Origin of the sequence: Ancylobacter sp. 3268 (genome assembly GCF_031456575.1) — a bacterium.
Classification (GTDB): Bacteria; Pseudomonadota; Alphaproteobacteria; order Rhizobiales; family Xanthobacteraceae; genus Ancylobacter.
Window position 1 is genome coordinate 14,716 of record NZ_JAVDUX010000021.1, and the last position, 13,479, is coordinate 28,194.

Genomic DNA, 13,479 nt, shown 5'->3' on the forward strand with positions numbered 1-13,479 from the left:
CGCTATGCTCCGGAGATTCGGAGCCGCCCGCGACCGAGCCTGCCAGGGAGCCCTACCGTGTCGAACCTGACGATCGACGCCGACCGCCTGTGGTCGAGCCTGATGGAAACTGCCCGCTTCGGAGGCACGCCGGATGGCGGCATCCGCCGCCTCACCCTCACCGAGGAGGATCGGCAGGTGCGCGACTGGCTGCGAGCGCAATGCGAGGCGCTCGGCTGCACCGTCACCGTGGACGCGCTCGGCAACATGTTCGCCACCCGGCCGGGTGGCGATCCCGATGCGCTTCCCATCGCCATGGGCAGCCATCTCGACACCCAGCCGACCGGCGGCAAGTTCGACGGCGTCCTGGGCGTGCTCGCCGGGCTCGAAGTGCTGCGCACGCTTGACGCCGCCGGCTACGTCACCCGCCGGCCGCTGATGCTGGTGAACTGGACCAATGAGGAGGGCTCGCGCTTCTCGCCGGCGATGATCTGCTCCGGCGCTTATGCCGGCGCGTTTGCCGTCGAGGACGTGCTGAAGCGGCCGGATGCGCAGGGCATCCGCTTCGGCGCCGCGCTGGAAGGCATCGGCTATGCCGGAACGGCACCGGTCGGCTCGGTGAAGTTCGCCGAGATGTTCGAGCTGCACATCGAGCAGGGTCCGGTACTGGAGCACGAGGAGACCACCATCGGCATCGTCACCGGCGTGCAGGGCATGCGGTGGTACGATCTGGTGGTGGAAGGCGTCGCCGCCCATGCCGGCACCACGCCGATGAAACTGCGCCGCGACGCGCTCGCCACCGCTGCCGAGCTTGTCCTCGCCTTCCGCCGTATCGGGCTCGCCCATGGCGGCGTCGCCACCGTCGGTGAGATCGGCGTCGTCCACGCCTCGCGCAACGTGGTGCCGGGCGAGGTGCACCTCACCCTCGACCTGCGCCATCCCGAGGCCGCCGCCCTCGAGGCGATGGAGCGGGCGGTGGAGGCCGAGCTGGCGCGACCGGATCTGGCGGGCACGCCGGTGCGGCTCACCCGGACATGGGACAGCCCGCCGGTGGTGTTCGACGCCGGCTGCGTGGCGGCGGTGGCGGCCGGCGCCGCGGCGGCGGGTTATTCCGCGCGGGAGATCGTCTCGGGGGCTGGGCACGATTCGGTCTATGCCGCCCGCGTGGTACCGACCTCGATGATCTTTGTGCCATGCAAGGACGGCCTCAGCCACAACCCGGCCGAGAGCGCCACCCCGGCTGATTGCGCCGCGGGTGCGCAGACCCTGCTCAACGCGGTGCTGGCGCGGGCCGACCGGACGGATCCGGAATAGGCCGCGCCGCCGGCCGGTGCTGCGGGTTTAGTCTCGTGCTGTCAGGCCGGCGAGCACGCCGCGCAGCCGCTCGACGCCGTCGTCGATCTGCCGCGCGGTGAACGGGCTGAAGCCGAGGGTGATGTGGTCGTCGACATCCACCTCCACCTCGGGGCTGCGGGCGAGCAGCGACAGCGGCATGATCTCCAGCCCCTCGCGCGCCGCCGCCTTGGCGAGCGCCCGGGCGCTGATGCCGGGGGCGAGCTGGGCAACGATTTCCATGCCGGTATCGGTCGGGCGGGTGGTCATGTAGGCGCCGAGGAGGGACGCCACCGCCTCCAGCAGATACTCCTGCCGCTGGGCATAAAGCTTGCGCATTTTGCGGACATGGCTGGCGAAGTGGCCCTCCTTCATGAAGCGAGCGACCAGCACCTGCTCGAGGATCGGCGAATAGCGCCCCACCACGGTGCGGGCGGAGACGAACGCCTCCACCAGCGTCGCCGGCACGATGGCGAAGCCCAGCCGCAAGGCGGGGAACAGCGTCTTGCTGAAGGTGCCGAGATAGATCACCCGGCCGGCGCGGTCCATGCCGTAGAGCGAGGGCAGTGGCCGGCCGGCGTAGCGGAACTCGCTGTCGTAATCGTCCTCGATGATCCAGCCATCCGAGTGCACCGCCCATTCGACCAGCCGATGCCGGCGTTCGAGCGACAACGCCATTCCGAGCGGGAACTGCTTGGAGGGCGAGACATAGGTCATGCGCGCATCCGGCGCGCGGGCCAGCGCCGCATCGATATCGAGCCCGTCGGCATCGACCGCCACCGGCACCGGCACCCCGCCGGTGGCGATGGCGGAGGCGTAGATGCCGTCATAGCCGGGATCCTCGCACACCACCTTGTCGCCCGGCATCAGCAGCAGCCGGCAGGCGAGATCGACCGCCTGCTGCGCCCCGGCGAAAATGATGACGTTTTCCGCCGTGCATTCGATGCCGCGGCCGAGAAACACATGCTCGGCGATCGCCGCGCGCAGCGGCTGGTAGCCCTGCGGATCGCCCTCGCCCATCAAATGGTTGGCGGTGTTGGCGTCGAGCTTGCGATAGAGATCGGCGGCGAGCTTTGCCCATAGCTGCACCGGAAACGCATCGAGCGCCGGGAAGTTGGAGCGGAACGGCACCGGGCGGCGCATGTGGCGCAGGGTTTCCGGCGCATGGGCGAGGGAGACGCCGAGCTCGACGCCGACCTCTACAGCGAGCCCGGCACTGAACTCGGCGCTGCGGTCGAGACTGCCGGCGGCCCGGATCGCCGGATTGATGCGCGGCGGCGAGGGCTCGACGATCTCGGCCGGCGGCTGGCGCGAGACATAGGTGCCGGAGCCGGACAGTCCTTCCAGATAGCCCTCGGCAGCCAGCTGCTCGAAGGCGAGCATGATGGTGTTGCGCGAGACGCCAAGCGCTTGGGCGAGGTCGCGGGTCGAGGGCAGGCGCTGGCCGGGCTTGATCGATCCGCCGGTGATCTCGGCGGCGAGGCCGTGATAGATCTGCCGATACAGCGGGGCGTCCGGCCGGCGTTCCAGGTTCAGGCCCAGCGCATCGAGCAACACGTCCGCAACTCCGCGATCACCGTTCTCGCGCGCGACGACGCAATAGCCATGCCAATCCTGCGACCTCCGATCCTGCCGCTCCGGCTTCAGACCGCGCGCTCCCGCTCGGGCCGGTGGCCGAAGGTGGCCTTGCCGGTGAACATCAGCACGAACATGATGCCGAGCCCGAGAACCACGACGAGGTTGACCGCGGTGGCCAACGCATAGAGCTCCGGCTTGACACCGTAGCGCAGCGCGCCCCAGGCGACCGAGGGCAGGGTCGGCGTCGCGCCGAGCAGATAAAACGAAATCTCCAGATTGTTGAAGGCCATGATGAAGGTGACGATGAAGGCGCCGAGCAGGCCCGGCCAGATCAGCGGCAGCGTCACTTCGAAGAAAGTGCGCAGCGGCGAGGCGCCGAACACCATCGCTGCATCGTCGAGACGCCAATCGTAGCGATAGAGCTGCGTCGCCATGATCAGCAACGCGTAGCTGAAGCAATGCACCGCATTGGCGAGAATCGCCGAGACGAGGTTGCCCTGCAGTTCAAGGAACAGTCCGTTGAAGATCAGCGAGGCGATGCCGACCAGCACCTCGGCGACGAACAAGGGCGCGACGAACAAGGTAAGCAACAGCCCGGTGCGCCGGCCGGCATGCCGGATCAACCCGAGCGTCGCCGCTGCCGCCAGCAAGGTGGAGAGTGCCCCGGCGCCGATGCCGAGCATCAGGCTGTTGAGGAAGGCGCCCTGGTACAGCGAGTTGCCGAACAGCCGGCCGAATGTGTCGAGCGTCCAGCGCGGCGGATAGGGGAAGTTGGCGTTCTTGGCGAAGGCGGCGAGGCCGATATGCAGGATCGGCAGATAGAGGAAGAGATAGGACAGCGCCAGCGTTGCCAGCAGGGCGTATCGGGTGGCGGCTTTCGCCAGTCTGCCGCGCATCAGCCCCTCCCGAAGCCGGTGAAGCCGGTGCGGCGCAGATTGACCCGCATGCCGATGGCGAGCACCGCCAGGATGGAGGTGAGGAACAGCACCACCCCCATCGCCGCGCCGAGTGCCCAGGTGCCGGATTCTCCGAATTGCTGCGCCATCGCCATGCCGTAGAGCGTGCCGTTCGGCCCGCCGAGGAAGCGCGGCGCCAGCGTCGCCGACAGGCAGGGGATGAAGCACAGCGCGAAGCCGATCAGGGTGCCGAACAGGTTGAGCGGCCAGGTCACCTCGAAGAAGGCGCGCAGCGGGCTGGCGCCGAAGATCTTGGCGGCGTCGATCAGCCGGGCGTCGAAATTGAGCAGCGACAGGTAGATCACCGTCACCACGATCGGCAGGTAGAGATAGACGAGGCCGATGGCGCTGGCGATATTGGTGTACATGATGAAGCGCAGCGGCGCGGCGCCGAGCGCCATCAAGACGCCGTTGATCAGCCCGAGCGGCCCGAGCAGGCCCTGCAGCGCGATGACGCGCAGCACCTCGCCGGTGAGGAAGGGCACCGCGAAGGCGAGGGTGAACAAAAGCCGGTAGCGTCCGCCATACAGGATGATGGCGTAGCTCACCGGCCAGGCGATCACTATCGAGATGACTGAGACCACGGTTGCCATCACCAGCGAGCGGATGAGGAAGGTGACATAGGGCCCGCCGGTGGCGAGAGTGATGTAGTTGCCGAGGTTCCAATCCTGGACGATGTGGTAGTTCTCGGTGCGCCAGAAGCTCAGCACCACCATCGAGGCGAGCGGCACCACGAACAGCGCCAGCAGGAACAGCGTCGGCACGCCGAGCAGCAGCGGGCCGGCGGCGCGGGAGGCGAAGTTGCGCCGGGTCATGCCGCCTGCTCTCCCTTTACGTCGAAGACGTCGATGTCGCCCGGCTCGAAGCTGGCCAGCACCGCTTCGCCGGCGAGGAAGCTGCGCTCGGAGCGCGGGCGGCTGGCATTGAGCTCGCGCGCGCCGAAGGCGAGGATGTAGTCGGCATAGGCTCCGCGTAGGATCACGTCCTTCACCGTGCAGGCGAGGCGGTTGGGTCCGCTTGCCGCGCCGACGCCGGCCGCGTCCAGCCGCAGCTTCTCGTTCTTGACGAAGGCGAGCGCGGGGCTGCCGGGGGAAAGGACCGGCGCCGGCAGCGCGAGGCTGGCGCCGCAATGTGTGGCGAGGCCGTGCCCACCGGCATCGGCCGTGCCCTCGAAGCGGTTGGAGCGGCCGACGAACTGGGCGATGAAGGCGGTCTTCGGCCGGTCGTAGATCTCGGTGCGGGCGGCGAAATCCTCGATGCGGCCCTTGCGCACTACCGCGATGCGGTCGCTCATCGAGAGCGCCTCTTCCTGGTTATGCGTGACATAGATGAAGGGGATGCCGAGCGCGGTCTGGTGCCGGCGGATCTCCACCTCCATCTCCTGCCGCAATTCGCGGTCGAGATTGGCCAGCGGCTCGTCGAGCAGCAGCGCTTTCGGCCGGCCGACCAAGCCGCGGCCGAGCGCGACGCGCTGCTGCTGGCCGCCGGAGAGCTGATTGGGGTAGCGCTTTTCCAGGCCGCCCAGCGACAGGATGCCGACCACCCATTGCACCCGCTCCTCGATCTCCGCCGCCGGCAGCTTGAGCATGCGCAGCGGGAAGGCGAGGTTTTCCCACACCGTGCGATGGGGAAAGAGCAGGAACTCCTGGAACACCATGGCGACGCCGCGCTTGTGCGGCGGCAGTTCTGTGACGTCGACGCCGTCGATCAGCACGCGGCCCTGGCTGGGGCGTTCCAGCCCGGCGATGATGCGCAGAAGCGTGGTCTTGCCGGAACCGCTAGGACCGAGGAGCGAGACGAACTCGTTCCTGGCGATTCCCATCGTCACGCGGTCGATCGCCCAGACGCTGCCGTACTGGCGCGAGACCCCGTCGAGGGTAATGTACACTGTTGAAGGCTCCCGGATTCAGCTCGAAGGATCGGCGGCGGCCGGGCGAACAGGCCGCCGGCCGGCTCAGGCGGCCTGCATCCGCGACCAGACCCGTTCCCATTTTTCGGTCGAGGAAGGCTGGTCGAACATGTACATGCTCGCGAGCTCGCCGGTGCGGTCCATAAGGTAGAGCTTCTGTTCCTCCGGCGTCGACAGGCTGCGGATGTCGATGGTGGTCGAGCAGCCGCTGGCCAGCGCGATCTTCTTCATCGTCTCCTTGGAGGTCATGGTGTCGATGAAGCTCTGGCAGACATCGAACTTCGCGCCATCAGCCACGCCCGACGACACCAGCCAAGTGTCGACCCAGCCGAGGCCGCCCTCTTTCGGCACCAGCGTGTGGGCGAAGGTGGTGTCGATCTCGCCCTTGGCCTGCTTGTTCAGCAACTGGCGGTAGACCTGCGCGAATTCCGGCGCCGCCACTACCGCGCCGCTCTCCAGCAGCTGCGCCAGCGTCGCATTGTCCTGGTAGCGGGTAAGCAGCAGCTTTTTCTGCTCGATCAGCAGCTTCTCGACGCCGTCCAGCTCCTCGTCGGTCAGCACGTAGGGGTTGAACGGCTTGCCGTCCGGGCGCGGCTTGTCCTTGGTGCCCAGACGGGTGGCGACCAGGATGCCGGTGAGGGCGATGTTCTCCTCGAAGCGGGCGCTGGTGGAGAGCTTGCCGCCGAAAGCCGGGTCGAACAGGCACTCGATGCTGGCCGCCTTCTCCGCCGGCATCTGTGCGGTGTTGTAGGTGATGCCGTAGCTGCCCCAGCAGAAGGGTACGCCGAACTGCACCCCGGTCGCGTCGTCGGTGAGCAGCTTGTACTGATCCGGCTTGAACACCGGAAACAGCTCCTGCGTGCTGGGGATCTTGGCGTAGTCGACGGCCCGGATCAGCTTCTCGCGGAAATACAGGCTCGGCCAGAAACCATCGGCCTGCACCAGGTCGAAATCCTTGGTGCCGCCGACGCGCAGCTTGTTGTAGGCCTCGGAGTTACCGTCGAAGAAAGTCGGGGCGAACGTGACCTTGTGCTTCTCCTCGAAGGCGCCGATTACCTCCGGCAGCAGATAGCCTTCCCACATCAGCGCGCGTAGCGACGACGGAGCGGCCGAAGCCGGGCGGATATACGGCGCGGCCACCGCCATGGCGGTGCCGGCGGCCAGCGTCTTGAGCATCCGGCGGCGGTCGATGCCGCCACCGGACCCGCCGGAAGCCTGCGTTGCGGAAAGCCGGTCGGCGGCCGGATTGGATCCGTGCGGTTTCATCTACCTGTCCCCTTTGTCGTTGTGACGTTGGCCATCGGCCGGAACCGCCCGTCCTGTCGTCTGTCCCCTGGAGACGGCCCCGGGCTGCATCGGCCCGGGGTCCGGCATGCCCGTGCGTCACCGCGCTCAGGCGGCGGCGCTGAACGGGTTGTCGGCGTCGGCATAGTTGACCGGCGTCATGTGCCAGCCTTCCTTGTGCTTGCGCCAATAGGTGTCCTTGATCTTCGCGCTGATCGGACCAGGACGGTCATTGCCGTAAATGCGGTCATTGACGCGGGCGCAGGGCATCACGCCGCCGGCGGTGGTGGTGGTGAACACCTCGTCGGCGTCCATCAGATCCTCGAAGGTGATCGGCCCGACGATCGGCTCCAGCCCGAGCTCGGGGCAGAGGTCGAGCACGGCGAGCCGGGTGATGCCCCGCAGCGCGCCGCGATCCGGCGTGATCACCTTGTTGTCCTTCACGATGAAGACGTTAAAGCCCGCGCCCTCGGTGAGATAGCCCTCGCTGTCGAGGAGCACGGCGGTGTCGAAGCCCTTGTCCTTGGCCTCGAACATGCCGCGGGTGAAGTCGCGCCACATGTAGTTCTTCAGCGTCGGGTCGAGCGAGTTCTGCGAGATGCGCGGCACCGAGGCCACCAGCAGATGTGCGCCGCGCTCCTGCACGTCCGGCTTGATCACATCGACCCACGGCACCGCATAGGCGATGAAGGTGTTGTCGCAGTCGGCCGGATCGCGCGAGCCATAGACGCGCGGCACGCCGCGGGTGGAGATCATGGCGACGAAGGCGTCCTTCAGGCCGGACAGCGCCACCACCTTGCCGAGGATGGCGCGCATCTCCTCGCGCGTGACGCCGGGGTCGAGCCGGTAGCCCTCCAGCGAGCGGTGGAAGCGGTCGAGATGATCCTCCAGCCGGAAGAAGCCGCCATCGGTGACGTGAACCACGTCATAAGTGACGTCGGAATGAGTGAAGCCCCAGTCGCCGACCGGAATCTTGGCCTCGGCAATCGGCACGTACTGGCCGTTCATATAGGCGGCGCCTTTCGAGAAGTCGGGTTTCGCCTCAATCATCGCATGCACTCCAGGCAGTGATCGGTTGCTCCATTGCGACGCGAGGGTGGCGCAAAGGCGAAGGTGCCAAAAGTGCCGTTTGCCTGGAAAATGACAGTGCCAATTTGAATGGCAGCGTGCCGGCCTTGTCGCCGCAACGGTGTTGCTGCGCGGGCGGGCGCTGGTGGATGGCCGGCCGGCGGGTGCAAACCCGCTCAAGCGGTCGCGCCCCGCCGGCGGCCACGAGCCGCTGCGTGCGGTGCGTGGCCGACGTGCCGGCCGGCCGGACCGATCACGGGCCCACTCGGCTGCGGGTCAGTGGCCGCCGCTGAAGACCAGGGTCTGGATGGGCAGGATCAGTGCCTGGAGGCGCAGCAGCAGCGCATGCACCAGCGCCACTGTGTCCACCATGTGCAGGTACAGCCATTGGGCCGGGCCGACGTCACCGGCGGCCAGGCGGTCATGATTGCTGGAATAGGCGTTGGCGATGCAGCTCGATCCCGGCGGCACGCCGTCGAGGCCGCCGGGATAGAGCGGCTCGAGGATAACGGTGATGGTGCCGGGCTGCATCACCTGCTGGGCGTCGAGAAGCTGTTCGCCGGCACGGAACTGGCCGGCGGCGATGAATTCCTGCACTCCGGTGACCACCATCGGAATGATCGTCCAGGGTTTCGATATGCAGGTGGCCTCCGCCACCATTCCCGGCTTCATGACCTGTGCTTCGATCTGGCCGAAGCCGGCGACCAATCGCTCACGGCCGGCATCGTCGGGAATGAGCAGGCCGGCGGAGCGGATCATTGGATTGACGAGATCGCCCACCTGCAGGGTGAACTGCTCGACACGTCCATCCACCCCGGCGCGAATCACCGTCTTGGCGAGCGCCGCATCCGCCTCGGCGAGCGCGGCCTGGGCGCTCGCCTTCTGCGCCGGTAGCAGCGCGGCGAGACGGGATTGCGCACCCTCTCGGGCCGCGAGCGCAGCGGCGAGGCCGCCCTCGCGGCCTTCGACGACATTTTGCAAGCGCTCGATCTCGCGCCGCGTCACCACGTCGGCATTACGCGTGACGAGCTCCTGCTTGGTCTGCAATTCGTCGCGCGCCTGTTGCAGCGCTTCGGTGGCTTGGGTGATCTGGCCTTCGGCGGCGGCGACGTCCGAGCGCGCCACCACCATCGCCGCGTCGGTCTCTACGATGCGCCGGCGGGCGGTTTCGACGGCAGCCTGCTGCGCGCTGCTGTCGAGGCGGAGGATCGGCTGGCCTTTGGTGACGTGGTCGCTCACCCCGGCATAGACCTCCGCCACCCTGCCGGTGGCTTCCGGCAGGATGGAGACGGTGCGGAAATAGGCGGTGACGTTGGTGGAGGAGGGATGGTTGTAGAAGATGATGGTGATCAGCGAGACCGTCAGCATCAGGCAGGTGGTGATGCCCCAACGCAGCTCGTACCAGACGGAATAGAGCGTGATCTCGTGGCCGAGCCGCTTGCCCTGACCGAAGCGGCGGTAGAGATAATCCGGCAGCACGGTCAGCATGGAACACAGCAGCAACTCGAGCATGTCAGGCTCCCGTCGAGGTGCTGGGCGCGGCGGGATGCGGCGCGGCGGGGCGTTCGGGCTCGGGCGGGGGTAGATCGGCGAGCTTCTCCGAGGCGCGGGCGATGCGGTTCAGCGGTGCCAGGAAATCCGGCAGGTCGATGAAGGCCAGCAGCAGCGCCGCCACCCAGAACAGGTGCACATGGGTGAACAGCGCCAGCAGGCACAACACCGCGACGATCTCGAATTGCAGCTTCTGCCCCTTATGCGCCAGGCGCTCGGGCAGGGAATGCACGGTGAGGAAGATCACGCCGGCCAGCAGAACCGCGCCGATGAGCGTCACCACGGCGATGACCATCAGTACGTCGGTGTCGCCCGGAGCGGTGATGAAGAACGGCAGATGGCCGGGGGCGGACGGGTGGGCTTCGGTCATGATCATGCTCTTTCACGAGGCCCTGCCGAGCCGCTTTCAATCAGGCTCTTCACTCGCCCCCCTTAACGTGCCGGCGCCACACCGTGCAACTGCCGCCCGGGCCGGGCCGGCAGCCTGCCGATTCTGGCACTGCTCGCGGCGTCCCGGCGTCCGGCTATTTCGGGCTCCAGCTCAGGAAGAAGCCGACATCGCCCGGCATGCCGTTCGGCCAGTCGACGATCATCGCCTTCAGCCCGTAGCCGGCCGGCTTCAGCCGGTCCCGCCAGAGTTCATAGGCCTGGCGCGGGCGCCCGGTGAGCGTATCGGGCCAGCCTTGCAGAGTGTTGTTGATGGCACGGCCATGGTCGGTACACAGCAGGTTGGGGAAGCGCATCACCATGATCTCAGTGTCGCCCCGCTCCGCCGCGGCGCGTAGCTTCACCTGCAGGGAGGCAGTGATTTCCTCCAGCTTCTGCGGCGTCAGCTCCATCGGCTCGGACAGCGTCTTGGCGAGCTGTTCGCGCGCCTGGGTGGCGCGGTCCATGGCTTCCAGCGCCTCGTTGGCATGGGCCATGGCGACCTTGTCCATGTAGTTCCGCAGATCCGCCGCGGACATGAAGGTCTCGTCCGCCAGGGTGGCGTGGTTGGTGGTATCGGTCATAGTCTCCCTCCATGCGGATGCGTTGTCACACGACCGGGCGCTCGGGCAGCGTCTCGGCGCGCCGCATAGCTGCGGCATTCATGCCGTCTGGCCGTTCGTGTGGCATCTCAGTTGGCTGTTTGCCAGCGCTGCAGAAGGCGCGGTCACGCCTGCAGGTTCTGGCGTCACGGAACGTGTGAAAGTCTTCGAAAGACGGATCGGCAGCCGGTTTGGAAGCGTTCCCCGCCGCTACGGATGTGCCCCTCGGCGATCCGCAAGCGAGGCGATGCCGTTCGAGATTTGTACGCCGTTCCTGGGCAAACTTCCCGTTTAGACGCATAGGGCACCGTTGCCGCCGCCACCCGATCCAGCACTGAACATCCGGATCGCTGGTACAATCCTGCGTAAGTCTGCGCCAGACTCGTAGCTGCCGCAAGAGCTTGTCGCAGGTATCCGGATGCATGGCAGGCGCCGACACTCCGTCGCGGCCATTGCGTTTGACACCGATCAAGCCAACGGCCAGTGTCATTGGGCATACTTGGAAGCAGGACTACCATAACCGCAATTTTCCGGAGGGTGTCATGTCCAGTGCTCCAAACATTTTTGCCGACGCTGGGGCTTATCTGGTCGATGCGGCGCAGCGGTGGACGCTGTTTCTCGACGCCATGCACCGCCGCGGGCTGCAATATGAGCAGCACATGGCCGAGCCGGCGCCGAACGTGCTGGACTACCAGGCCGAGCTCATGTGCGACGGGCGCAGCCTGTCGCGGCCGGTCAACTATCTGCTGGCACGGATCGTGCCGCCGGAAGGCCTCGCGGTCGATGAGGTCAAACGTCCTTTCGTGATCGTCGATCCGCGCGCCGGGCACGGTCCGGGCATTGGCGGCTTCAAGGCCGACAGCGAGATCGGCGTGGCGCTGGCGGCAGGCCATCCCTGCTATTTCGTCGGCTTCCTTCCCAGCCCGGTTGCCGGCCAGACCATCGAGGATATCGGCCGCGCCGAGGCACGATTCCTGGAAATCGTCGCGGCGCGCCACCCGCTGGCGGAGGGCCGGCCCTGCGTGATCGGCAACTGCCAGGCCGGCTGGGCGGTGGCAATGGCGGCGGCGGTACGGCCGGAGCTGTTCGGGCCGCTCATTCTGGCTGGGGCGCCGCTGTCCTACTGGGCCGGCGTGAAGAGCGTCAATCCGATGCGCTATTCCGGCGGCCTGCTGGGGGGCAGCTGGCTCACCGCGTTGACCAGTGATCTCGGGGCCGGCGTGTTCGACGGTGCCTGGCTGGTGCAGAACTTCGAGAACCAGAATCCGGCCAACACGCTGTGGACCAAGCAGTACAACCTCTATTCCAAGGTCGATACCGAGACGGAACGCTATCTCGGCTTCGAGAAATGGTGGGGCGGTCATGTCACGCTGAACGGCGAGGAAATCCAGTTCATCGTCGACCAGCTGTTCATCGGCAACAAGCTGGCCTGCGGCGAAATCCGAACTTCCGACGGCTTGCAGGTCGACCTGCGCAACATCCGCTCGCCGATCGTGGTGTTCTGTTCGCGCGGCGACAACATCACCCCGCCACAGCAGGCGCTCGACTGGATCCTTGACCTCTACGACAGCGTCGACGAGATCCGCTCCTACGGCCAGACCATCGTCTATGCGGTTCACGACACCGTCGGCCATCTCGGCATCTTCGTCTCGGGCAGCGTCGCCAAGAAGGAGCATGACGAGTTCGCGTCCAACATCGATTTCATCGACGTGCTGCCGCCCGGCCTCTACGAGGCGACCTTCACGCCGAAGACCGGGGCGGATAGCGACCCGGAGTTGATCACCGGCGAGTGGATCATGCGTTGTGAGGCCCGCGACCTCGACGACATCCGGGCGCTGGGCGGCAACGACATCGCCGACGAGCGCAGCTTCGCCGCGGCGGCGCGGGTGTCGGAGATCAACCTGTCACTCTACCGGGCGCTGGTGCAGCCGGCGGTGCGGGCGATGGCAAATCCGGCCGCCGCCGAAACGCTGCGCAAGCTGCATCCGCTGCGGCTTTCCTATGAAATGTTCGGCTCGCGCAATCCAATGCTGGCCTGGCTCGACGCGGCGGCCGAAAAGGTGCGCGAGGACCGCCAGCCGGCGGCGGCGGACAATCCGTTCCTCAAGGCGCAGGAACAGGTTTCCCGCCAGATCGTCGAAAGCCTGGAGGGCTGGCGCCAGGCGATGGAGCACCAGGCCGAGCTGGTGTTCCGCACCGTCTATGGCTCGCCGGTACTGCAGGCGGCGGTCGGCGTCGATTCCACCTCCGGCCAGCGCCCGCGCAATGCCGCCAAGAGCCCGCTTCATGCCGAGCTTCTGGCCAGAAAGATCGAGGAGCTGCGCGCCGGCTTCGGCCGTGGCGGCCTGCTGGAGGCGGCGATACGGGGTCTGCTCTATGTCGGCAGCGCCCGCGGCGGTGCCGACGAGCGCAGCTTCCAGGCGATCAAGCGGCTGCGCCGCAGCGCCGAACGCGCCGGACGGCTGACGCTCGGCGAGTTCAAGGCGCTGGTGCGCGAGCAGTTCTTCATGCTGCGAATCGACCGTTCCGCTGCCCTGCATGCGCTGCCCGACCTGTTGCGGACGCAGGACAGCGAGGCGAAGGCGGCGGCGTTTGCGATGATCGAGCAGATATTGGCGGCGAGCGGTGCGCTGCAAGACGAGGCGGCCGAACGTCTCGCCGAGGTCCGGCGGCTTTTCAGCCTCGATGCCGTGCCGGCACTGGCGGCGGAAGAGCAGCCCGCGCAGGAGGCGCCGGTGGTGGACAAAACGCGCGGCAGGCTGACCATCGCCACGCGCCGCGAGGGGTAGGAGTG

Annotated in this window: 11 protein-coding genes; 2 read left to right on the top strand and 9 right to left on the bottom strand. The window is 67.2% G+C overall.

All coding sequences use genetic code 11. The annotated features are described in order from the left end of the window. Positions 1-57: 57 nt before the first annotated feature. Positions 58-1,293, top strand: a complete 1,236-nt coding sequence (locus J2X65_RS23460) for a Zn-dependent hydrolase (RefSeq protein WP_310206705.1) — start codon at positions 58-60, stop codon at positions 1,291-1,293. Positions 1,294-1,320: 27 nt separating this feature from the next. Here the strand turns inward: J2X65_RS23460 and J2X65_RS23465 are convergent, their stop codons facing one another. From J2X65_RS23465 to J2X65_RS23505, 9 genes are all read right to left on the bottom strand, one after another. Then, a complete protein-coding gene (locus J2X65_RS23465; RefSeq protein ID WP_310206708.1) occupies positions 1,321-2,868 on the bottom strand; it encodes a PLP-dependent aminotransferase family protein in 1,548 nt (515 codons plus the stop codon). A gap of 86 nt (positions 2,869-2,954) precedes the next feature. Further along, entirely contained in the window at positions 2,955-3,785 is an 831-nt protein-coding gene (locus tag J2X65_RS23470; protein WP_310206710.1) for an ABC transporter permease subunit, read from the bottom strand. Then, positions 3,785-4,660, bottom strand: a complete 876-nt coding sequence (locus J2X65_RS23475; protein WP_310206713.1) for an ABC transporter permease — start codon at positions 4,658-4,660, stop codon at positions 3,785-3,787. Before J2X65_RS23475 ends, J2X65_RS23470 begins: the two co-directional genes overlap by 1 nt. After that, positions 4,657-5,733 carry an ABC transporter ATP-binding protein gene (locus tag J2X65_RS23480; RefSeq protein WP_310206719.1) on the bottom strand — a complete coding sequence of 359 codons (1,077 nt, stop codon included), beginning with the start codon at positions 5,731-5,733 and terminating at the stop codon, positions 4,657-4,659. The genes J2X65_RS23475 and J2X65_RS23480 overlap by 4 nt, the downstream gene beginning before the upstream one ends. A gap of 66 nt (positions 5,734-5,799) precedes the next feature. Further along, positions 5,800-7,020, bottom strand: coding sequence for an extracellular solute-binding protein (locus J2X65_RS23485; protein WP_310206721.1), 1,221 nt, complete (start codon positions 7,018-7,020; stop codon positions 5,800-5,802). 126 nt (positions 7,021-7,146) lie between these two features. Further along, positions 7,147-8,088, bottom strand: a complete 942-nt coding sequence (locus J2X65_RS23490) for an aminotransferase class IV (RefSeq protein WP_310206724.1) — start codon at positions 8,086-8,088, stop codon at positions 7,147-7,149. 294 nt (positions 8,089-8,382) lie between these two features. Continuing rightward, complete coding sequence (locus J2X65_RS23495; RefSeq protein WP_310206727.1) at positions 8,383-9,618, bottom strand: biotin/lipoyl-binding protein; 1,236 nt, start codon at positions 9,616-9,618, stop codon at positions 8,383-8,385. A gap of 1 nt (position 9,619) precedes the next feature. After that, positions 9,620-10,033: a hypothetical protein gene (locus tag J2X65_RS23500; RefSeq protein WP_404977789.1), complete on the bottom strand. Its 414-nt coding sequence runs from the start codon at positions 10,031-10,033 to the stop codon at positions 9,620-9,622. Between the two features lie 148 nt (positions 10,034-10,181). Beyond that, positions 10,182-10,667, bottom strand: coding sequence for a hypothetical protein (locus tag J2X65_RS23505; protein ID WP_310206734.1), 486 nt, complete (start codon positions 10,665-10,667; stop codon positions 10,182-10,184). Positions 10,668-11,227: 560 nt separating this feature from the next. Here J2X65_RS23505 and J2X65_RS23510 point away from each other — a divergent pair. Beyond that, the gene (locus J2X65_RS23510) at positions 11,228-13,474 is read left to right on the top strand and encodes a DUF3141 domain-containing protein (protein WP_310206737.1); all 2,247 of its coding nucleotides are present in this window, start codon (positions 11,228-11,230) and stop codon (positions 13,472-13,474) included. The last annotated feature ends 5 nt before the right edge of the window (positions 13,475-13,479 follow it).

Excerpts from the sequence above, each read along its gene's own strand:
- J2X65_RS23470 (WP_310206710.1), bottom strand. The coding sequence starts at position 3,785 with ATGCGCGGCAGACTGGCGAAAGCCGCCACCCGATACGCCCTGCTGGCA.
- J2X65_RS23505 (WP_310206734.1), bottom strand. The coding sequence starts at position 10,667 with ATGACCGATACCACCAACCACGCCACCCTGGCGGACGAGACCTTCATG.
- J2X65_RS23510 (WP_310206737.1), top strand. The coding sequence starts at position 11,228 with ATGTCCAGTGCTCCAAACATTTTTGCCGACGCTGGGGCTTATCTGGTC.
- J2X65_RS23475 (WP_310206713.1), bottom strand. The coding sequence starts at position 4,660 with ATGACCCGGCGCAACTTCGCCTCCCGCGCCGCCGGCCCGCTGCTGCTC.
- J2X65_RS23495 (WP_310206727.1), bottom strand. The coding sequence starts at position 9,618 with ATGCTCGAGTTGCTGCTGTGTTCCATGCTGACCGTGCTGCCGGATTAT.
- J2X65_RS23485 (WP_310206721.1), bottom strand. The coding sequence starts at position 7,020 with ATGAAACCGCACGGATCCAATCCGGCCGCCGACCGGCTTTCCGCAACG.
- J2X65_RS23490 (WP_310206724.1), bottom strand. The coding sequence starts at position 8,088 with ATGATTGAGGCGAAACCCGACTTCTCGAAAGGCGCCGCCTATATGAAC.
- J2X65_RS23500 (WP_404977789.1), bottom strand. The coding sequence starts at position 10,033 with ATGATCATGACCGAAGCCCACCCGTCCGCCCCCGGCCATCTGCCGTTC.